This is a genomic window from Dyella caseinilytica (genome assembly GCF_016865235.1).
GTDB lineage: Bacteria > Pseudomonadota > Gammaproteobacteria > Xanthomonadales > Rhodanobacteraceae > Dyella_B > Dyella_B caseinilytica.
Genome location: NZ_CP064030.1, coordinates 4,353,937 through 4,374,656 on the forward strand (window position 1 = coordinate 4,353,937; position 20,720 = coordinate 4,374,656).

18 protein-coding genes are annotated in these 20,720 nt (G+C 61.1%); 10 read left to right on the forward strand and 8 right to left on the reverse strand.

What is annotated here, in order from left to right; all coding sequences use genetic code 11:
- Nucleotides 1-154 precede the first annotated feature (154 nt).
- The 4 genes from ISN74_RS19220 to ISN74_RS21375 all read left to right on the forward strand — a co-directional run bounded on the left by ISN74_RS19220 (nt 155) and on the right by ISN74_RS21375 (nt 2,681).
- Entirely contained in the window at nt 155-601 is a 447-nt protein-coding gene (locus ISN74_RS19220; RefSeq protein ID WP_203546653.1) for a PaaI family thioesterase, read from the forward strand.
- A gap of 238 nt (nt 602-839) precedes the next feature.
- A complete protein-coding gene (locus ISN74_RS19225) occupies nt 840-1,655 on the forward strand; it encodes a hypothetical protein (RefSeq protein WP_188795472.1) in 816 nt (271 codons plus the stop codon).
- A gap of 143 nt (nt 1,656-1,798) precedes the next feature.
- Nucleotides 1,799-2,182 (forward strand): DUF2784 domain-containing protein, encoded by a 384-nt coding sequence (locus ISN74_RS19230; protein ID WP_188795473.1) that lies wholly within the window; start codon nt 1,799-1,801, stop codon nt 2,180-2,182.
- A gap of 67 nt (nt 2,183-2,249) precedes the next feature.
- Nucleotides 2,250-2,681 (forward strand): GFA family protein, encoded by a 432-nt coding sequence (locus ISN74_RS21375; protein WP_188795475.1) that lies wholly within the window; start codon nt 2,250-2,252, stop codon nt 2,679-2,681.
- Between the two features lie 63 nt (nt 2,682-2,744).
- Here ISN74_RS21375 and purD read toward each other — a convergent pair whose 3' ends face one another.
- The 6 genes from purD to ISN74_RS19265 all read right to left on the reverse strand — a co-directional run bounded on the left by purD (nt 2,745) and on the right by ISN74_RS19265 (nt 11,511).
- Nucleotides 2,745-4,028 (reverse strand): phosphoribosylamine--glycine ligase, encoded by a 1,284-nt coding sequence (gene purD, locus ISN74_RS19240; RefSeq protein WP_188795476.1) that lies wholly within the window; start codon nt 4,026-4,028, stop codon nt 2,745-2,747.
- 166 nt (nt 4,029-4,194) lie between these two features.
- Nucleotides 4,195-5,577, reverse strand: coding sequence for an AMP-binding protein (locus ISN74_RS19245; protein WP_188795478.1), 1,383 nt, complete (start codon nt 5,575-5,577; stop codon nt 4,195-4,197).
- 318 nt (nt 5,578-5,895) lie between these two features.
- Nucleotides 5,896-6,468 (reverse strand): L-threonylcarbamoyladenylate synthase type 1 TsaC, encoded by a 573-nt coding sequence (tsaC, locus tag ISN74_RS19250; protein ID WP_188795480.1) that lies wholly within the window; start codon nt 6,466-6,468, stop codon nt 5,896-5,898.
- Between the two features lie 52 nt (nt 6,469-6,520).
- Nucleotides 6,521-9,007: a DNA topoisomerase I gene (locus ISN74_RS19255; RefSeq protein ID WP_188795482.1), complete on the reverse strand. Its 2,487-nt coding sequence runs from the start codon at nt 9,005-9,007 to the stop codon at nt 6,521-6,523.
- A gap of 135 nt (nt 9,008-9,142) precedes the next feature.
- Entirely contained in the window at nt 9,143-10,285 is a 1,143-nt protein-coding gene (gene dprA / locus ISN74_RS19260) for a DNA-processing protein DprA (protein WP_188795484.1), read from the reverse strand.
- 77 nt (nt 10,286-10,362) lie between these two features.
- Nucleotides 10,363-11,511, reverse strand: a complete 1,149-nt coding sequence (locus tag ISN74_RS19265) for a LysM peptidoglycan-binding domain-containing protein (RefSeq protein ID WP_188795486.1) — start codon at nt 11,509-11,511, stop codon at nt 10,363-10,365.
- 192 nt (nt 11,512-11,703) lie between these two features.
- On the opposite strand from ISN74_RS19265, the gene def reads away from it, so the two are divergent.
- The 6 genes from def to ISN74_RS19295 all read left to right on the forward strand — a co-directional run bounded on the left by def (nt 11,704) and on the right by ISN74_RS19295 (nt 18,548).
- Complete coding sequence (gene def, locus ISN74_RS19270; RefSeq protein ID WP_188795487.1) at nt 11,704-12,213, forward strand: peptide deformylase; 510 nt, start codon at nt 11,704-11,706, stop codon at nt 12,211-12,213.
- 143 nt (nt 12,214-12,356) lie between these two features.
- The gene (gene fmt, locus ISN74_RS19275) at nt 12,357-13,292 is read left to right on the forward strand and encodes a methionyl-tRNA formyltransferase (RefSeq protein WP_188795489.1); all 936 of its coding nucleotides are present in this window, start codon (nt 12,357-12,359) and stop codon (nt 13,290-13,292) included.
- Nucleotides 13,289-14,584, forward strand: a complete 1,296-nt coding sequence (rsmB, locus tag ISN74_RS19280; protein ID WP_188795491.1) for a 16S rRNA (cytosine(967)-C(5))-methyltransferase RsmB — start codon at nt 13,289-13,291, stop codon at nt 14,582-14,584. Before fmt ends, rsmB begins: the two co-directional genes overlap by 4 nt.
- A gap of 143 nt (nt 14,585-14,727) precedes the next feature.
- Entirely contained in the window at nt 14,728-16,467 is a 1,740-nt protein-coding gene (locus ISN74_RS19285; protein ID WP_188795493.1) for an ArnT family glycosyltransferase, read from the forward strand.
- A 36-nt stretch (nt 16,468-16,503) separates the two neighbouring features.
- Nucleotides 16,504-17,520: a glycosyltransferase gene (locus ISN74_RS19290; RefSeq protein WP_188795495.1), complete on the forward strand. Its 1,017-nt coding sequence runs from the start codon at nt 16,504-16,506 to the stop codon at nt 17,518-17,520.
- Complete coding sequence (locus ISN74_RS19295; protein WP_188795497.1) at nt 17,517-18,548, forward strand: glycosyl transferase family 1; 1,032 nt, start codon at nt 17,517-17,519, stop codon at nt 18,546-18,548. The genes ISN74_RS19290 and ISN74_RS19295 overlap by 4 nt, the downstream gene beginning before the upstream one ends.
- Here ISN74_RS19295 and ISN74_RS19300 read toward each other — a convergent pair.
- A complete protein-coding gene (locus ISN74_RS19300) occupies nt 18,538-19,380 on the reverse strand; it encodes a glycosyltransferase family 2 protein (protein WP_188795499.1) in 843 nt (280 codons plus the stop codon). The genes ISN74_RS19295 and ISN74_RS19300 overlap by 11 nt on opposite strands.
- Entirely contained in the window at nt 19,377-20,633 is a 1,257-nt protein-coding gene (locus ISN74_RS19305) for an O-antigen ligase family protein (protein ID WP_188795501.1), read from the reverse strand. Before ISN74_RS19305 ends, ISN74_RS19300 begins: the two co-directional genes overlap by 4 nt.
- Between the last annotated feature and the right edge of the window lie 87 nt (nt 20,634-20,720).

Genomic DNA, 20,720 nt, shown 5'->3' on the forward strand with positions numbered 1-20,720 from the left:
CGCGTAGCCTAGCGCGAAACACCACCTTTCATCGAAACGTCCAGATCGCGCTATCGTTGGCCAGAACGGCTCCCATGATCGTCATGCAATCGCAACAGCGGGCCCGGTGTTCTACCCGACGCACTACGCACAAAACCTATCTCATTGATCTGAAATGGGGAACGCCATGAAGGAATCATTAGCCTTTGGAACAAGCGTGTTGCAATCGCAGCCTTTCAGCGTTCTGCTCGGGGCAAAACTGGTCGTCTTCGCCGAAGGTCACGCGGAGATCCAGATTCCGATCAACGACCAACTGAAACAACAACACGGATTCGTTCACGGCGGAGTGATCAGCTACGCAGCAGACAACGCACTGACCTTCGCAGGCGGTAGCGTGCTCGGCGCAGGCGTGGTGACCTCCGAATTCAAGATCAACTATCTGCGCCCGGCCCTGGGCGATTGCCTGATCGCCAGAGCGCAGGTGATCCATGCAGGGAAGAACCAGGCAGTCTGCCGCTGTGATCTGTTTTGCACGGACAGCGAAGGAGAGCGGTTATGTGCAACGTCACAGGGAACCATCACCAGGCTTGGCTCGCCTTCAGCAGAAAATACACAGGTGTAATGCATCGCCAAATCTGCACAGCAGTGTGCCGATCATCAAGGCCGTTGCGAACAGGTCATTGATTCAATCTAGCGCTTTCAGTCAAGCCTTCACTTTTCCTTCGCGAAAACCCACAGCGCCACCTACACATCTATCAGAAAACACCTACGAACAACCTCTCATTCCGTGAGATGAGCGAGGTCTATAAATCGTTCTCGCACCACCAGCAGTACCACCATCACTCACGGAGGAAAGCAATATGTTCAAGGCATGCATGAAGCACAACATGGTAGCCGCCGGTCTTTTCCTGGCCATCTCGGCGCAACTACCAGCCTTAGCTGCAGCACAGACGACCGCACCGGATAGCGGCCTCTATACGACCTATTCATTTGATGCTGGATATACGAATGCCTATTTGTCTATCTGCGGTTCCACCGAGGAATCCGAAGGATGCTATGGCGGCGCGACGCTTGGGCCGTTTGGCCAAGCTGGCGCTCTTATTGAGGGGCACCCTTCGATTGATACCACGACTGGCACGGTGACGCGCCATATCTATGTCATTGATGAGGCCGCGAATGGCGGCACGGGTGTCGCACTCTACGACTACATAAAAACCGACACCGTAAGCGCCTCATTCGACTCCGTCAAAGTTAGCCTCAATAGCACTGTCGCCCTTCCACTGACAGGCGGGAGCGGCGCCCAGACCTATCTTGCTGCCGATAATGACTATCTCTTCATCGGCACCAATCAAAGTTCCTTCGCCCTGAAGGTACAAAAATCGGATCTCTCTTTTACGCAGGTCGGCGGCTTCTATCCACCCGTTAACGTCTCATCCATCACGTCGGACGCTTATGGTTATGTGACCGTGACGTTTGGAGGTATTACGGGCTCTAACGGCTTTTACGTATTTGCTCCGAATGGCTCCTCTGACGAAGACGGCGGTGGCGCAGATTTCATGGTGAGCAATTCAAACGGTCTTACGACAGCAAATCTGGCAACAACCGGCGCCTCGCCGGCCTCCCGTATGCAAGTCCATTTCAAGAAATTGGTATCTGTGGACAACACAGGAAAGTAATAGGCTTTTGGCAATCAAAAGAGGGCCTGCCGTTCGCAGGTCCTTCTTTGCATGAATGGCCTCTTACGCGACCTGCGATTTAGAGCTCAAAATAAGGGATGGCACGATCGACAGAAATCACCCTGACCCTGCGAATTGATCCCATGTTTTCGCTGATTACCGCCGACGCCGTACTGATACTGCACCTGACGTTTATCCTGTTCTGCACCCTAGGTGCGGTGCTTGCGCTGAAATGGCGATGGATTCCATGGCTCCAACTTCCAGCCGCAGCTTGGGGCTTTTACGTAGAACTCAGCGGCCGAATCTGTCCGCTGACGAGCATTGAAAATCATTTTCGCGAACAAGCTGGTCAGGCGGTCTATCAAGGCGATTTTATTGGGCATTACCTGCTGGCGACCATTTACCCCTCAGGATTGACGCGAGAAATCCAGTTTCTTCTTGCAGCGGTTGTCTTGATCATTAACGCATCGGTCTACGCGCTTCTGCTTCACCGATGGCTGAAACGCAGAAAGCAACCGGCACCATGACTTGGATTTCTGCTAGCGCAATCACTTATGCTCTGGCACTTGATGCACCACCAGGCCGAGGATTTTCATGCTGATTTCAGGACGCTGTCATTGCGGCAACATCGCTTTCACACTGGACTGGAAGCCGGAGCCATCGGAGATACCCGCCCGCGCCTGCACGTGCACGTTCTGTACGAGGCACGGCAATGTGTGGACATCTTGTCCCACGGGCTCTCTGGAGGTAACGGTGCAGAATCCATCACTGGTTTCCCGTTACACCTTCGGCACCAAGACCGCCGATTTTCACGTCTGCACACAGTGCGGCGTGGTGCCGGTCGTGACGAGTCGGATCGATGGCGATCTTTATGCCGTGGTCAACGTCAATACGTTTGAGAACGTGGACGCTGCGTTGCTTCGACGCTCATCAGCGACCCTTGACGATGAAACAGGCGCCGAACGGCTGGGGCGGCGCAAGCGCAATTGGATCGGGCATGTGGTGCTGAAGCACCATGGATCCTGAAACACACTCGGCAAGATGACGCGCTGGATCCCGGCCATTGCCAGGATCCAGATCAAGCAAAAATCAAAGACGCCGCAAGGCGCGATGCGCGATATCACGACGGCAAAATGCACCGTCGAAATGAATCTTGCTCACTGCCTGATAGGCGTTTTCACGCGCCGCGGCAATGTCCTTGCCAAGGGCACACACCGTCAGCACACGTCCGCCTGCGGTAATGGCACGACCGTGCGCGTCGAGCTTGGTGCCGGCTTGGAATACTTTGACGTCTGGACCGAGATCGTCCTCCAAGCCTTCGATCAGATCGCCGCTCTTTACCTTGCCTGGATAGCCGCCCGCTGCCATCACCACACCGATAGACGGCCGCGCATCCCATTGCACGTGCGTGTGATGCAGCTCACCATCGAGCGCGGCTTCGATCAGGTCAACGAAGTCGGACTTCAGGCGCAACATGATCGGCTGGGTTTCCGGATCGCCGAAACGCACGTTGAATTCGATCACCTTGGGTGCACCATGCTTGTCGATCATCAGGCCCGCGTAGAGAAAACCGATGAAAGGCGCGCCCTCGGCGGCCATGCCGTGCAGGGTCGGCTCGATCACTTCCTTGAGAATGCGCTTTTCCACTTCCGGTGTGACGACTGGCGCGGGGGAATACGCACCCATGCCTCCGGTGTTGGGACCGAGGTCGTTATCGTCGCGGCGCTTATGATCCTGGCTGCTGGCCATCGGCAGCGCGTGCGTACCGTCGCTCATCACGATGTAGCTGGCTTCCTCGCCATCGAGGAATTCCTCGATCACCACACGCGCCGAGGCTTCACCAAAGGCATGAGCACCCAGCATGTCGTGCAAGGCAAGTTCCGCATCACCCAAAGTGAGTGCAACCACCACACCTTTGCCGGCAGCCAAGCCATCGGCCTTGATCACGATCGGTGCGCCATGTTCGCGCACGTAGGCCAGGGCTGGATTGAGTTCGGTGAACACTGCGTAGCGTGCGGTGGGAATGTTGTGGCGAAGCAGGAAATCCTTGGCGAAGGCTTTGGAGCCTTCCAACTGCGCAGCGATAGCACGCGGCCCGAAGATGCGCAGGCCTGCGGCGCGGAATTTATCGACTACGCCAGCCACCAACGGCACTTCGGGGCCAACCACGGTGAGCTCGACTTTTTCAGCCTTGGCCAGCGCCAGCAGACCATCGACATCGTTGACCGCCACATCGGCATTGCGCAGGCCATGCTCGTGCGCAGTACCCGCGTTACCGGGCGCCACGATCACCTCACTGACGCGCCGCGATTGCTTGAGCTTCCACGCCAGCGCGTGCTCGCGACCGCCGTTGCCGATAACCAGAACTTTCATGCCGAGGACTCCGAGATTGCGGGCGCCGTGAGGGCGCAACTTGCTAATTGTAACGGGTGCGCCGGGTCAGCCTTCTTCCCTGGGAAGCTGCCGTTTCAACGGCGGCCCCTTTCGCTCCCTCCCCTACTTTGCAGAGCCTGCCCCGGATTTGATCCGGGGGAGCAAGTCACGCGGGAACGTGACGGGCGAGCAAATCCAGTAAGGCGGCGCGTGGGAGCTTGCCGGTTTCATTGCGGGGCAAGCTTTCGACCAGGCGCAGCGGGCGCGGCAGGAAGACCGGGTCGATGGATGCGCGCAGTGCGTCCAGGATGATGTGCTCGTCCAGCGCAGGCGCCACCACCAACGCGGCAATCCGGCGGACGCCGATGGCATCAGGCTCATCCAGCTGAAATACCGCACCGTCCTTCACGCCAGGAATGGCGAGCAAGCGACGTGTGAGATCACCCAGGGATGCACGTTTCCCGGCAATTTCGAGCAGGTCGGCGTGCCGTCCGCACAGTTCGAAGCGGCGTCCATCGTCATGCAAGGTCACGATGTCGGCCAGGGTTGCGGGCACATCCAGTTGCGGCGCCTCGATCTGCGTACCATCCGGCTGCGGGTGCAGGTGTACGCCGTGGTAAAGCGACCAGCGGCTGTCTGCGGTGACGCGCCGCGAGGCGAAGGCGCAGGTTTCGGTGGAGCCGAAGACTTCCATCACCGGCGCGTCGAAACAGCGCTCGGCTTGCGCGGCCAGTTCGGGTGGCATGGGCGCCGTGGCGGAAAGCATCGCGGCCAATGCCGGCAACGTCACACCCGACTCGACCAACGCGCGCAGATGCACCGGGGTGGTAACGAGCACACGCGGCCCGGGCACCTGCGCCAGTGCCATGGCGATATCGGCCGGAAAGAACGGCCGCCCTGAATGCACCTGCACATCGCCCAGCAACGGCAGTAGCACGGACATCTCGATGCCATAGATATGCTGCGGCGGCACGGTGGCTACCACGGCGAAACGTTCGCCAACGACCTGATGCAGCATGCGCAGATTGCCGGCAGTGCTTGCATGCAAGCTGCGCCAGGTCTTGGTGTTCGGACGCGGTGCGCCGGTGGAGCCGGAGGTATAGCCGACGGCCACCGTCTGCATGGCAGCAATCGACGGCCATTCTGCGCACAACGCAGTCGCGGCATCGACAGCCAGTTCCGGCAACGGGTGATAGCGATGCGGCGACGGATCCATCGGCCGGTCGCCCACCGCATGGCACCCTGGATGAGCCGCCATCACTTCCTCGACCGCATGCGGTGCTCGCGAAGGCGGCAGCAGATTCGCCTGGCCACGCAGTGCAATCGCGCAGAATGCGACCATAAATGCGTAACGGTCTTCGCACAGATTGACGGCCGCAGAAGCTTCCGGCAGCTGCGCGGCAACCCGCTCAACATGCGCGACGAACTGCGCCGCGGTGATCGCATCGCCTTCATGCATCGCCAGCACACGCTGCGGATCGCCAACCTTCAACAGAGGCAGCAGGCGCTCTGCTTCATCACGTTGATAGGTGTCGTAGACGATCGCCACGCCGTGCGCTCCTGGTTGCTTTCCCGATGCAATAAACCCCAAACCGGCCTGGGCGGTCGGTTGCTGCCGGTTTCAGGGATTATGTCCTGCGTCCCCCATCCTCATGGTTTCGGCTGAATCGGCACCTACCGCGTCAGCGACCATGTATTGGGATGCTTTGATTCATTCAGGATAGGTCTCACCAGCTCTGTCTGTTCGTAGGCCGCAGGACCATTGGCGAAGGCAGACTGGCTGACTGTCGAGACAATGGGCCAAAGGGATGCGGACAGACAGGGCTGGTGAGGCCTGTGCTGAATGAATCAGAGTATCCCCTAGCATTCAGGTTCGAATGATAGCGCCGGTCAAAGCGTCGCGGATGGTGGTTGGCTGAGCTGCTCCGCCGAGCGGCGCATCAACTATGCCATCCAGCCCTTCGCCAAAATAGCCGATGACCGTCTCCAGATCCCGCGCGGGCGGCTTGCCGTGGATATTGGCGCTCGTCGAGACCAGCGCTCCGCCGAACGCCCGGCAAAGCGCAGCGGCCGGGGCATGCCCGCTGACGCGTAAGGCGATGCCGGGATGGGTGCCGGCGACCCAATCCGGCACCTCGGCACTGCGTGGAAATACCCAGGTGAAGGGTCCCGGCCAGCTTGCGCGGACTTGCGCCAGCACCCCGGCGGGGACTTCCGCCATGTCGACGTAGCGTTCGATCTGCGCAAAGTCGGCGGCGATCAACAAAACACCCTGCGTGGCTGGCCGTTGCTTCAGGGTGAAGATGCGCTCGAAGGCAGCACGGTTATGCGGATCGCAGCCGAGGCCGAAGACGGCTTCGGTGGGATACGCAAGGACACCGCCTTCGTGAAGCGCTTCGGCGGCGTCCTGGAGTTGGGTGAGGGTATATAGCGCAGGCATTTCGCTTTCTTCCTCTCCCCTCCGAGGAGAGGGAGCAGACTATGCGTGAAGATCAGACCTTTGCTTTTTTCGTTGCGGCTTTTTTCGCAGCGGTCTTTTTCGTTGCTGTTTTCTTGGCCGCGGTTTTCTTGGCCGCCGTTTTTTTGGTTGCGGTCTTCGTCGTCGCCGTCTTTTTGGCTGCCGCTTTCTTCGTCGCCGACTCAGCCTTCTTAGTCGCGGTCTTCTTGGCAAAACGACCCTTCTTGACCGGCGCCGCCGCCAGCAATTCCACGCACTGCGCTTCGGTCAGGTCTTTGGGCTCCTGATCCTTGGGAATGCGCGCATTCTTTTCACCATCGGTGATGTACGGACCAAAGCGGCCATTGAGGATCTGCACGCCGTTGCCGAAGTCCTTGATGATGCGGTTGGCGATCAGCTCAAGCTTTTCCTGCACGATCTGCAGCGCACGCGGCAACTCGATGGTGTACGGATCATCTTCCGCCTTCAACGAGGCATAGGTGCTGCCCTGCTTCACGAAGGGGCCGAAACGACCGACACCGACCGAGACTTCATCGCCATTCTCGGCTTGGCCGAGCTTGCGCGGCAGCTTGAACAGTTCGATCGCCTCTTCCAGCGTGATCGTGTGCATGCTCTGGCCCGGACGCAGCGAAGCGAACTGCAGCTTCTCGTCCACGTCTTTGTCGCCGATCTGCGCGTACGGTCCATAACGGCCCAGACGCACCGACACCGGCTTGCCGGATTTCGGATCGCTACCCAGCTCGCGTGCGCCCGTAGCCTCGCTGCGGTCGACCGACTCCGTCTTTTCTTCAACCTGCTGCTTGAATGGTTGCCAGAAGCGCTGCATCAGCGGCACCCAGGCTTCTTCGCCGCGGCTCACCGCATCGAGCTCGTCTTCGAGCTTGGCGGTGAAGTCGTAATCGACGTACTGGGTGAAATGCTGGGTCAGGAACTTGCTGACTGCGCGGCCCACATCGGTGGGACGGAAGCGGCGGTTGTCCAGCAGCACGTATTCGCGGTTCTGCAACACCTGGATGATGCTGGCGTAAGTGGACGGACGGCCGATGCCGTATTCCTCCAGCGCCTTCACCAGGCTGGCTTCGGAGAAGCGCGGCGGCGGTTCGGTGAAATGCTGATCGGTGACGATGTCCTGCAGTGGCACCTGCTCGCCCTTTTCCATGCGCGGCAGGCGGCGGCCTTCGTCATCGTCCTCGGCAGTCTTCTGATCACGGCCTTCTTCGTAGACGGCAAGAAAGCCAGGATCGACGACGGTGGTGCCGGTGGCGCGAAACGCCGCGTCACCGCCCTTTACATGCTTGACGTCGAAATCCACCGACACCGTGTTCATGGTCGCGTGGATCATCTGGCAGGCAACGGTGCGCTTCCAGATCAACTCGTAGAGCTTGCGCTGTTCGTCGTTGAGGAACTGCGTCACTTCACGCGGCGTGCGCATGGCCGAGGTAGGACGAATCGCTTCGTGCGCTTCCTGTGCGTTCTTGGATTTGGTGCGATAGACCTGCGGACCATCCGGCAGCGCTTTGTTGCCGTAGTCGCGTGCAATCAGTTGGCGCAGCTCGCCCACGGCATCGTCCGACAACGCGGTGGAGTCGGTACGCATGTAGGTAATCAGGCCGACATTGCCTTCGGTGCCCAAACCCACGCCTTCATACAGACCCTGCGCGATTTTCATGGTACGGCTGGTGGTAAAGCCCAGCTTGCGCGCAGCCTCCTGCTGCAAGGTGGAGGTGGTGAACGGCGGCGCAGGACGACGCTTGCGCTCCTTGCTGCCGACTTCGCTGACGGTGAGCTGCCCGCGAGCAGCTTCCTTCAGCGCAGCGCGTGCCGCCGTCGCATCCGTTTCGTTGGTGAGGTCGAACTGCTCGAATTTCTTGCCGTTGAGCTTGGTCAGGCGCGCGCTGAAATCGCCGTCGGCGTGCTTGAGCTGCGCCTCCACCGTCCAGTATTCGCGGGCAACGAAGGCTTCGATCTCTTCCTCGCGCTCCACGATCATGCGCAGCGCGGGACTCTGCACGCGGCCGGCGGACAGGCCGCGCTGCACTTTGCGCCACAGCACCGGCGAGAGGTTGAAGCCCACCAGGTAATCCAGCGCGCGGCGTGCCTGCTGCGCATCGACCAGATCGTGCGACAGCGCACGTGGCGCGGCGACGGCAGCCTTGATCGCCTTGGGCGTGATTTCCGAGAACACCACGCGATGCATCTGCTTGCCCTTACTGATGCCGCGCTCTTTCAGGATTTCGCTGATGTGCCAGCTGATCGCCTCGCCTTCGCGATCCAAGTCGGTCGCGAGGTAGATGTCGTCGGCCACCTTGGCCGCCTTGGCGATGGCGTCAACGTGTTTCTCGTTGCGTTCGATCACCTCGTACTTCATGGCGAAGTCATGCTCGGTGTCGACCGCCCCCTCTTTCGGCTTCAGGTCGCGCACGTGCCCGTAGGAAGCCAGGACCTGAAAGTCCTTGCCGAGGTATTTGTTGATCGTCTTGGCCTTAGCCGGTGACTCGACGATGAGCAGGTTCTTTGCCATGTGGCGTGGGGTTCCAGATATTCCGTTCGCGGCCGTATGGGTAAGCCGTTCTATATATAGTTGGAAGCATGCCGGCTTAACGACTGTCAAGCTGGGCCTTGTCAAAACGCTATCCGGCGCCGTTTGAAGGCAGGTTCACACTCCTGGCAATCGTTGGTAACGACCCCCAGGCAGGCCTTCGATACAACCTTCCAGCTCCAGCATGAGCAGCATGGATGACAGTGCGGAGGCATTTTGCCCGGTACGCTCCGCCAGCTCGTCCAACGCCGCTGGATCGTGCCCGAGCACCTCCAGCAGCCGTTGGTACTCCGGATCGTCGCGCCAGCCACCAGCCGCCGCCTGACCGCGTTCCGCCTTGATTGCCGGTGCTCGCTCCAGGCGCAAGGCCAGCTCGGTCCCCAGCGCTCGCGCGGCGGGAACCAAGGTTTCGACGATCTCCGGGGCACTTTCGACCAGCCGCGCACCGTCCCGGATCAGGCGGTGACAACCGCGCGCGAGCGGATTATGGATGGAACCGGGCACGGCGAATACCTCCCGTCCCTGTTCTCCAGCCAGCCGGGCGGTAATCAGGGAGCCCGATTGCAGCCCGGCCTCCACCACCAGTGTGCCCAGCGAGAGTCCGGCAATGATGCGATTGCGTCGCGGGAAATGATCGGCACGGGCGGCCGTGCCTGGTGGGAACTCGCTGACCAGCGCACCTTGCGCCTCCATCCGTGCCGACAGCCCGCTATGCCTGCGTGGATACACCCGATCCGGCCCCGTGCCGATCACCGCCACGGTAGCCAAGCCGGCATCCAATGCCGCTTCATGTGCAACGCCATCGATGCCATCAGCGAGGCCGCTGGTGATGACGAAACCCGCCTGCGCCAGATAGTTGGCAAAGGTGCGCGCCGTGGATTGGCCGGCAGCAGTCGCGTTGCGCGCGCCCACAATCGCCACCTGCGGCCGTAGCAGCAAGCTGGCATCGCCGCTGACAAACAGCGCCACCGGCGGCTGCGGAACGCTTTCCAACTGGGGAGGAAAATCCGCTTCCGTGCAACGCAGCAGCTGATGGCCTGGTTCGGCCAGCCACGCCAGATCGGCGGCGATCCGTGCTTCATCCGGCTGTTTGAGCCATGCCTGGGCCTTGGCATCGAGCGACGATGCCTGACGCTGGAGTTGCGCCAGTACCTGACTAATGCTTCCTGCCGAAGACAACAGCTCCCGCAGCCCAACCGGCCCCAATCGGGGCGTGCGCAGGACGATCAGCCAATCCCGCAGTTCCGCTTGTTTGTTCATGCCGCGAGTCTACGCGACGTCCAGAAACAACAACGGCGCGGGATGACCGCGCCGTGCTGTGGGTGTGTTGTCCGAATTTACTCCGGCATCTTCACCTTGGCGCCAAGGTGAACCGGCTTGAGGCCATCCATCACCAAGCCATAGCTCACGCGGTTGAAGGTGCGGAAGATCATCACGTGGCCCACGTACTCATCCGGCAAGGTGACCGGCTTGTAGGCATAGCGATTCCACACGTCGTGAGCCACGTCGTCCTGCACCTGTTCACCCGGCTGCCACAGCGAGAACGTCGTGCCATTGTCGACACCATCCTTCGAACCGATCGACAGCACCACCACGTCGTTCGGGCCGACCTGGGTCATGCGCTCGTGAGAGAAGGCAATCACGCGTCCATCGGCTGGCAGGGTCTTGGGCGGATGCGGGTAGTAGTACGGGTCATACGGATTGTCGTCGACCGGCATCAGGCGGTCGCCGGCGCGGATTTCCATGATCGAGCTGAGCAGCAGCAAGGTCGATGGATCACCGCCACGCAGCACTTCGGCCTGGCCGATCACTTCCACTTCCATCGCCAGGGTCTTGCCCCGGAACGTGTGGTTGGGCGTGGCGCGGCCAAGATCGGTGGCCCAATCTTCCACCCACGGCGTGCGTGAGGTTGCCACGTCGCTGTCGACCAGATTGGCCGCCATGTCGTCGCTGTCCTCAGCTTCCGAGTTGCCGTAGGTGCGGAATACATGGGTGGGACGCACGATCGCCCAACGCTGGCCCGGCACGGCATTGAGGTTGCGCACGTAGAGATTGCGGCCCGAGGTGCCGGTGATATCACCTTCCTCGAAGCCCATCACGTACGGCGCGCTCTTGACCGCATCCGGATCCACCACGCGTGAGTCGCGCAGGAACGGCTTGAGCTGATCGACCGGAATCGCCGGAATCGCTTCGCCTTCGTGATGAATGGCCGGTTCCAGCCGCAGCGACGGACCACCATTGATAAAGGACAGATCGAGCACGTCGCCTGGATAAATCAGATGCGGATTGCGCACCTGAGGATTGGCCTGCCAGATTTCCGGCCATAGCCAAGGCTTGGAAAGGAAACGTGCGGAAATGCTCCACAGGGTGTCGCCCCGATGCACGGTATAGCTGTCAGGGTGATCGGCACGAAGCTGGGTACCGGCCGCAAAAACGGCCACTGTGACCAGCATGCCGGCCAGCAGCCCAATGGACTTTCTGATCATAAACGGGATTCCCCCTTACCCCCGATGCTCGGGCGAGTGTAACCGAACCGTTAACCCAAGCAACACGTGCCCAGTTGGCAAAATCGTGCGCCGACAACATGTTGAACCAAGTAGAATATCCACATTCTAGACCGCGCCGGGGTTGGCTTTTTACCAATTCGCCCGCAAATCCGGCGCCCGAGGTAAAAGCTCATGTCCGTACTGACCATTCTTGAATTCCCTGATCCGCGACTGCGCACCAAGGCCGAACCGGTCTCGGTTTTCGATGCTCCATTGAAACAGTTCGTCGATGACATGTTCGAGACGATGTACGCCGCCAATGGTGTCGGCCTGGCCGCCACCCAGGTCAACGTGCACAAGCGCGTACTGGTGGCCGACATGAGCGAAGAGCGCAATCAGCCCCTGGCGCTGATCAACGCCGAGATCATCGAGAAAGAAGGCTCGCAAGTCTATGAGGAAGGCTGCCTCTCCTTCCCCGGCATCTATGCGGACGTGACCCGCGCGCTGAAAGTGAAGGTTCGCGCGCAGGATGTGGAAGGCAAGACCTTTGAATTGGAAGTGGAAGGCCCGCTGGCGGTATGCATCCAGCATGAAATGGATCATCTGGCCGGCAAAGTCTTTGTGGACTACCTGTCGCCGCTGAAGCGCTCGATCCTGCTCAAGCGCATGGAAAAGCAGCGCAAGCAGGCCGCAAACGGCTGACCGCATAGAATCCGGCGCGGTCCTGTGCAGGCGTAGGTAACGCAGTACTGTGCGCCCCACGAAGGCATCGGGCCGGCAAGCGGGTCGCCCGCGCTCACCCCGTTGCGAACCCATCGTCCCGCGCCACCTACCGGAACAGATTCGTGCATCCCTTTCGCGTTGTTTTCGCCGGCACGCCGGAATTCTCCGTCCCCTGTCTTGAGGCCTGCCGCACCAGCGGCGCTGAAGTGGTGGCGGTCTATACGCAACCCGACAGACCGGCTGGCCGTGGACGCAAACTCACGCCAAGCCCGGTCAAGGAAGCCGCGCTGGCAGCCGGCATTCCCGTCGAACAACCCGAAACATTGAAGAGTGCCGAAGCACGCGAAAAACTGGCGGCTTACCGTCCCGACCTGATGGTGGTGGTGGCGTACGGGCTGATCCTGTCGCGCAAGGTACTGGCCATTCCCCGCCTTGGCTGCTGGAACGTCCATGCCAGCTTGCTACCGCGCTGGCGTGGTGCGGCGCCGATCCAGCGCGCCATTCTCGCGGGCGATGCGGAAACCGGCGTGGACCTGATGCACATGGAAGCAGGTCTCGACACCGGACCGGTGCTGCTCGAACGCCGCACCCCGATCAGCCGCGAGGATACGGGCGGCACGCTGCATGACCGGCTCTCCCTGCTCGGCGCAGATGTCCTCACCGAAGGTCTTGGCCGCATCCTTGCCCATGAAACACTGCAAGCACGCCCCCAGTCCGAAGAAGGCGTGATGTACGCGCACAAACTGGAGAAGGCAGAAGCGCGACTGGATTTCACCCAGCCCGCGCTTGCGCTGGAACATCAGGTCCGCGCCTTCGATCCCTGGCCGGTGGCCGAAGGCGAGATAGCCGGTGAAAACCTGCGCATCTGGGCCGCGCACGCCATCGAGCATGACACGCAGACCGCGCCAGGCAGTGTGATCATGGCGCGCCGCGAGGGCATCGATATCGCCTGTGGCGATGGCGTGCTGCGCGTCACCGCCTTACAACGCGCGGGCAGCAAGCGCATCAGTGCTGCCGACTATCTCAATGCACGCCCTGAGCTGCGCGGCAACCGATGACCGATACCCGCGCACTGGCCGCGCAGGCGCTGGCGGATGTCGCACTCCGCGGCATATCGCTGCGCCAAGCGATGGAACAAAAGGCGCCGCAACTGCGCGATCCGCGTGATCGCGCCTTGCTGATGGCCTTGCTCAGCGACGGCGCACGCTGGTGGCTGCGCTTCGATGCAGCCCTCGATCATCTGCTGGACAAACCGCTGCGCCGCAAAGAGCCGGAGGTGCACGCGCTGTTGGTGCTCGGACTGGTGCAGTTGGAAGTACTCCAACTGCAGGACTACGCCGCCGTCGCCGCCACCGTGGAAGCCACGCGTGCACTCAAGCGTCCACGCCTGGCCGGCCTCGCCAATGCCGTGCTGCGCCGCTGGCAGCGCGAACGCGTGGAACTGCTGGCCAAGCTCGATGCCCAACCGCAGACGCGTTACGCCATGCCGCCGTGGCTGGTCAAAGCCATTGCCGCCGACTGGCCGACGCAACAGGATGGCGTGCTCGCCGACGGTAATCGCGAGCCGCCACTGATGTTGCGCGCAAACCGTCGCCGCGTGACGCGCGACGCGCTGGCCGAACAATTGCGCGCCGCAGGCTACACGGCCGATCCGCATCCCTGGCTGGCCGACGGCATCGTGCTGCCGCACAGCAGCGATGTCACCCGCATGCCGGGTTTTGCCGAAGGCTTGTTTGCGGTGCAGGACGGCGCCGCACAAGTCGCTGCAGATGTTGCGGATGTGCGCAACGGTCAACGCATACTCGACGCCTGCGCCGCACCGGGCGGCAAGGCCTGCCATCTGCTGGAACGCGCGGATATCGCGCTCACCGCGCTGGAATTCGACGCCGCGCGCGCCACACGCATCCAACAGAATCTGGATCGTCTGGGCTTGCAGGCGGACGTGCGCGTGGGCGATGCCGGCGAGCCGTCAAAGTGGTGGGATGGCCAGCCTTTTGACCGCATCCTGATCGACGCTCCCTGCTCGGCGACCGGCGTCCTGCGGCGGCGTCCCGATGTGCGATTGCATCGCCGAGCCAGCGATATCGACGCACTGGTGGCGCAACAGCGACGCATTCTTGCCGCGCTATGGCCGCTGCTCGCGCCGGGCGGGCGTCTGGTCTACATCACCTGTTCGCTGCTCCGCGCGGAAAACGAGGCCGTCGTCGAGAGCTTCTTTACGGGTCGTGATGACGTGCGAGCCGTGCCCGTGCACTTGCCGGTCGGGCAAGCCGCCACGTGCGGCTGGCAGATCCTGCCGGGCGAAGGCGATCTCGACGGCATGTACTATGCCGTGTTCGAGCGGTGCTGAGCCTTTGCGCCCCCTCCCTTTCGGGTAACCCGAACGCGGTCCCGGTGGGAGAGAGGGTTGGGGTGAGAGCCCAATCTTGCGGTAAGACTCATTTGCTCCAATGAGCCCCACTCAATAAGCCACACCGAAAAATAATGGGATCTATGGCAAGCGCAGCCCCTCACCCAAACCTTCTGAGGGCCTCAGTATCGGAACGCCGCCGATTCTGGCTGCTGGCGCTATTCGCCATCCTGATGCTTGGTCTCGGCATCGGCCTGCGCAATCCGTGGCCTTCTGACGAACCACGCTTCACCCTTGCCGCCAAGCAGATGGTGGAAAGCGGCGACTGGCTGTTCCCGCATCGCGGCGTGGAGCTCTACGCCGACAAACCGCCCATGCTGATGTGGCTGGAGGCCGCCAGCTTCGAGATCGTGCGAAACTGGCGCATCGCCTTCATGTTGCCCTCGTTCCTGTCGGCGCTGGGCACCTTGTTGCTTGTCTACGATCTTGGGCGGCGTTTGTGGAATCGCAAAGTAGGCATCTACGCCGCGATGGCCACATTGATGTGCATCCAGTTTGTGTTCCAGGCCAAACGTGCGCAGATCGATCCGCTGGTGGTGTTCTTCATCACCGCAGCGAACTGGGGTCTGCTGCGTCACCTGCTCTGCGGTCCGAACTGGCGAATGTACTGGTTTGGCTGTTTCTGCGCCGGCCTGGGCGTGATCACCAAGGGCGTGGGTTTCCTCGCCTTGCTGATGCTGCTGCCTTATCTAGGGGCCGCTGTGCGCCGCTGGGATGGCGCAACACAGATGGCTCCTGGCGCATGGTGGCGCTGGCTGCTTGGCCTGGTGGCGACATTGGCCGCCATCGGGCTGTGGCTAGTGCCGATGCTGCTGGCAGCGCGAGCACACACGGACAATCCCATCTACGCGGCCTACGTCAACAACATCCTGTTCCACCAGACCGCGGGACGTTACGCGCACGCCTGGCATCACGTGCAATCGAAATTCTATTACTTGCCGATCATGCTGTACGCGTGGTTGCCGCTGTCGCTGACCTATCCCGGCACTTTCCCGCGCTGGTGGCAGGCGCTGAAAGCGAAAGATGCGCGCATCCTGCTGCCGCTCGGCTGGATTGTGCTAGTGCTGTTGTTTTTTAGCGCATCGGCAGGCAAGCGCGACGTGTACATCCTGCCCATCGTGCCGATGCTGGCGCTGATCACCGCGCCGTATCTGGAAGCCATGCTTTCGACGCGTTGGCTGCGCGCGCTTTGTACCGCATTCCTTGTGGTGATGGGCGGCGGCATGTTGGCGCTCGGCGCCTATGCTCTGCTGGCTCACCCTGCGTTCGCCACCAAGCTCGCCTATGAACGCGGTTTCGATGGTCCAGCCGACAGCCTGTGGTGGATGTGCATCGTCATCGGCGCCGCGCAATGGTTGCTGCTGGCCATCTTCCGACTGCGGCGCGTTCACTTCGCCATCGCGGGCGGCATGCTCGCGCTGTGGTCCGTGGTTGGCCTGTGGGCCTACCCGCTGCTCAACGGCAGCAGCTCAGCCTCCGAACTGATGGCGAATGTACGCACACGCCTTGCTGCGCAGGACGAGATCGCCATGGTCGACTGGAAAGAGCAGAACATGCTGATGCTCGGCCGTCCTGCAATCGATTTCGGCTTCAATGCGCCCACTTCACAACAGTTTGCTCAGGCGGCGCAATGGCAAATCGCTGCGCCGGCGACACGCTGGCTGTTCGTGCAGGAACCGGCCATGGGTCATTGCGTTGACCGCAGCAAGGCCATCAACATGGGCCACGCCAATCGTCGTGACTGGTGGCTGTTCAAGGCCGATGCCGTGGTTCCGGGCTGCGTGCCTCCGCCAGCCAGCACCGATGAAGATACTGGTGAATAATCCGCAGCCGCCACTACACCCTGCAGCAAATCAGCCATGAGCAATATCAACCTCATCGCACGCGACAACGGTGCCGGTCTCACCCGGGACATGCACTTGCTTGCCGACCTGCTGCGCGAAGGTGGACATGATGTAACGATCACCGGCCTGGGCCATCGCAGCCGGCTCAGCAATCGCCTGCGTCGTCTGCATGCCCGCCTGCGGCGCTTGTTGCGCGGCTGGTTCAAGGGACAGCTCAACGCGCGCTACGACATCAACATCATGCTCGAACATGTGCGCCCCGAATCCTTCGACCAGGCGCATATCAACATCCTGATTCCGAATCCGGAATGGTTTCGCAGCGAATGGTTGCCGGAGCTGCCCCATTTCGACTTCATCTTTGCCAAGACGCGTCATGCCGAACGCATCTTCAGCGAGCGTGGCTGCCGCACTGTGTTTATCGGCTTCACCGGCGCCGATTATCTGGACACAAACGTCGCGCGGCTTCCCACCTTCCTTCATGGCCCGGGGCGCAGCGGCAATAAAGGCACGCTCCCCTTGCTTGCGCTCTGGGCGCAGCATCCGCAATGGCCGCCGCTCACGGTCGTGTGGCGACGCAAGCACGTCGAGCTGCAGGCGCTCCCGGCGAATGTGCAACTTATTCGCGAATACCTTCCTGAAGAAACCCTGCGGCAGCTGCACAACGCCAACCTGTTCCATTTGTGCCCTTCGCAAACCGAAGGCTATGGTCACTCCCTGGTGGAAAGCCTGAGCACCGGCTGCATCACCATCACCACCGATGCCGAACCCATGAACGAGCTGGTGACCGAAGATCGTGGTCTGTTGGTGTCGGCGCATACGGCCGGCACGCAAGAGCTAGCCACGCTGTACGACTTCGATCCGGATGCCATGCGTGGCGTCATCGAGCAATGCATCGCGATGCCGGAAGAAAAGCAAAAAGCATTGGGACGCGCGGCGCGCGAATGGTACGAAACCAACCAGCGGACCTTCCGCCAACGGTTTCTCCAAGCCATTGCCGACGTCGCGCCTCGTCAGACTGATACACCGCGATGACACGTCCAAAGCTCAGCGTGAATCTGGTGGTACGCGACAACGGCCTCGGCCTGTCCCGCGACGCCAACTTGCTCGCGAATGCGCTTAAAGCGCACGGTTGCGAGGTACACATGACCGGCCTGGGTGAAGAAGACGAGCGCCTGCGCTGGCGCCACGGCCGTCGCTGGCGCGCGCTTCATTGTCATTGGCGTCATGCCTGGTCGCGCTTGCGCGGCAAGGCGGTCTACGACATCAACATCATGTTCGAGCACCTTTGGCCTCTGCAGTTGCCATTGGCGCGGTACAACATCGCGCTACCCAACCCCGAGTGGTTCGATAAAAGGGATTTGCGCCATTTGTCGCGCATGGACCGCATCTGGGCAAAAACCAGGCATGCGGAAGTGCTGTTCCGTGAGCGTGGCTGCGCGACGACCTGGGTAGGTTTCGACAGTGTCGATAATTACGATCCATCGATAACCAAAAAGCGCCAATTCTTCCATCTCGCTGGCGGCAGCTGGATCAAGGGCACCGAAAGGCTGCTGGCATTGTGGCGCAAGCATCCGGATTGGCCGGCGTTGACGGTATTGCAGCATCCGTCGCGCGCCAAAGTGCAGCCATCCCCCGAAAATTTACGGCATCGGGCGGAGTACCTCTCGCCCACCGATCCAGCACAACTTCACGAACTCAATCGACTGCAGAACGAGCATTGGTTTCACCTCTGCACCTCCGAAACGGATGGATGGGGACACTATCTCGTCGAGGCCATGGGCGTGGCGGCCGTTGCCGTTACCGTTGACGCACCGCCCATGAACGAACTCGTGCAGCCCGATCGCGGCATGTTGATACGCCATGAAGGCACGTCGACCATGGGCATGTCGACGACGTATTTTTTCGACGAAACCGCCATGGAGGTCGCCGTGCAGCGCCTGCTATCGGCAAGCGACGAGGAGCTTACCGCTCTGGGCGCCAAGGCGCGCGAATGGTTCGAGCATAATCACGTCGATTTTGCGCGACGCATCGGCGCCGCGCTGGCTGAGATCACGATTTGAAATCGTGCTGATCGATGCCCTGATCGCAACGGGTGATGCGTTCGGTGATGGTGGCGCGATACAAGCGATTGTTGGGCAGACTCATATCGTTGACATCGACTTGAGCACGCGTCTTATGCTCGAGATGCGCTCCCAATGCACACCATTTCAACTGGCGGCGACGCAAGCCGGCGTTCTCAAGTCGGGCGGCCAGTTCGCGATCTTCCGCGCCATAACCTTCCATGCGCTCATCGAAGCCGTTGACGCGAATAAGATCATCGCGCCAGAAGCTCATGTTGCAGCTCATGACACGGCCGCCGTTCTTGCCCTTTGCCTTCCAGCGCGCCAGCTTCGGCGCGTGGAACGAATAAATGCGACGGATGCCATCGAACACGTGAAAGTCGACGTGGGCCCACGGCGCAAACACCGGACGACCGCCCGCCAGTAAGCGCGCGGTTTCGCGCGCCGTGGTCTTGAAGCGACCACCCTGCAGAAAATACCCGGGCTCGGCCAGCATCAGATGATCGGCGATGAAGGCCGGATGCAGCACCATGTCGCCATCGATCAGCACCACGTAATCACCCTGGCTGGCGGCAATGCCGAGATTGCGGCAGCGCGCTGCACGGAAGCCAAGATCCTCTTGCCAGATATGACGCAGCGGCACCGGGAAGTTCGCTGCCATCGACGCAATCAGTTCGCGGGTGTCGTCGGTCGAACCGTCATCGGCGACGATGACTTCATCGGGCAAACGCGTCTGCGTCGCAACGCTGAGCAGCACTTGCTTGAGCGCTTGCGGCCAGTTGTAGGTGATAACGATCAGCGACACCTTGTGCGGCTTGCCCGCGGCGATCATGCATCAACCTCGTTTTGGTGGTGCTGCTGGCTGTCCCGGACACGCCATGCCAGACCCATGCTGATCGCCAACGGCAACCAGCCCATCAGCCATTCCACGCTGGGCTTTTGCATCAACTCTGGCGCATCGAACTGGAAGGCCACCGTCGCAAACACCCACAGCGCCAGCAAGCAGCGGCCCGTGGCAACGTGGCGGAACAACCATCCGCGCCACCCCACGATCAGCCACATGACCACCCACAAAACGGCGGCCGGGATACCAAGCATGATCGCGTTATGGGTGAAGGCATTGTGGCTATGCGTCCAGATCTGATCGTCAACCCGGATCTCGTAATGGCTGCCCATGCCTAGTCCATGCCAGGGATGGGCCCTGATGAGTTCCCAAGCCCGCTCGAAGATTTGTGGCCGATACGACATGCCGCGCTGTTCGACGTAGTGCCAACCGCCCAGTCCGATGGCCAGTGCCGCCAGTCCAAGTATGGCCAGTGCACGCAGCTTAACGTGGCCATGCCGCGCCGTGATCAGCATGCACGCCTGCGCAGCCAAAATGGCCAGCCACGTGGCACGGCTGTACGTCATCACCACGAAAATCGACAGCATGACCAGTGCAAGCACCTGGATGACGTGCTGCCAGCGGCCACGTACCGTGGTCTGCGCCAGCCACACAATGGCGGCACCGTAGGCAAAGCCTGCAAGATTGGGATTATCGAGGGCACCGAATGCCACGACACGCCCCTGCTCCTGCCACATCATCGTATGCAGGGTTCGCCACGGGAACATCGCCACCGCACCCAGCGCACTCAGCGCCAGACCGACACCACCCCAGAACAGCAACTGCTGAAACCACTGCGAGTTGCCAGCCACGACGGCAGCCCACGTCACCACGAACAACAACACATAGACGGCGACAAACAGGTTGTCGCCAAAGTGTCCGTAGTTCGCCCACGCAGAAGACAGCGCCGACCATGCCAGAAAAAGCATCAGCAACCAGGCATCCGCACTGCCGACCACGCGTTCGCGGAATGCACCACGCCGCTTCCATACCCAGAACAGCGCCGGCGCGATGAACAACACCAGCAAGCTGTCGTGATACGGCTTGCCGGGATTCCATACCTTGTCCCCCACCGGAGCGGCCGCCAGGCCGACCAACAGCCACCACATGCCGAGCAGCAGCCAGGCGTACCCCCACTTGGGCAAGCCCGACTGCAAGCGAAACGGGTGTTCGCGCGTTGCCTCAACGTTTGGCTCTTTCATTTGCATGCAGGCACGATTTTTCCCAAAGTCCACATCACAACGCCTTACCTGGCTTTTGGTAACACCAGAGCGCTCCCCGCTTCGTGC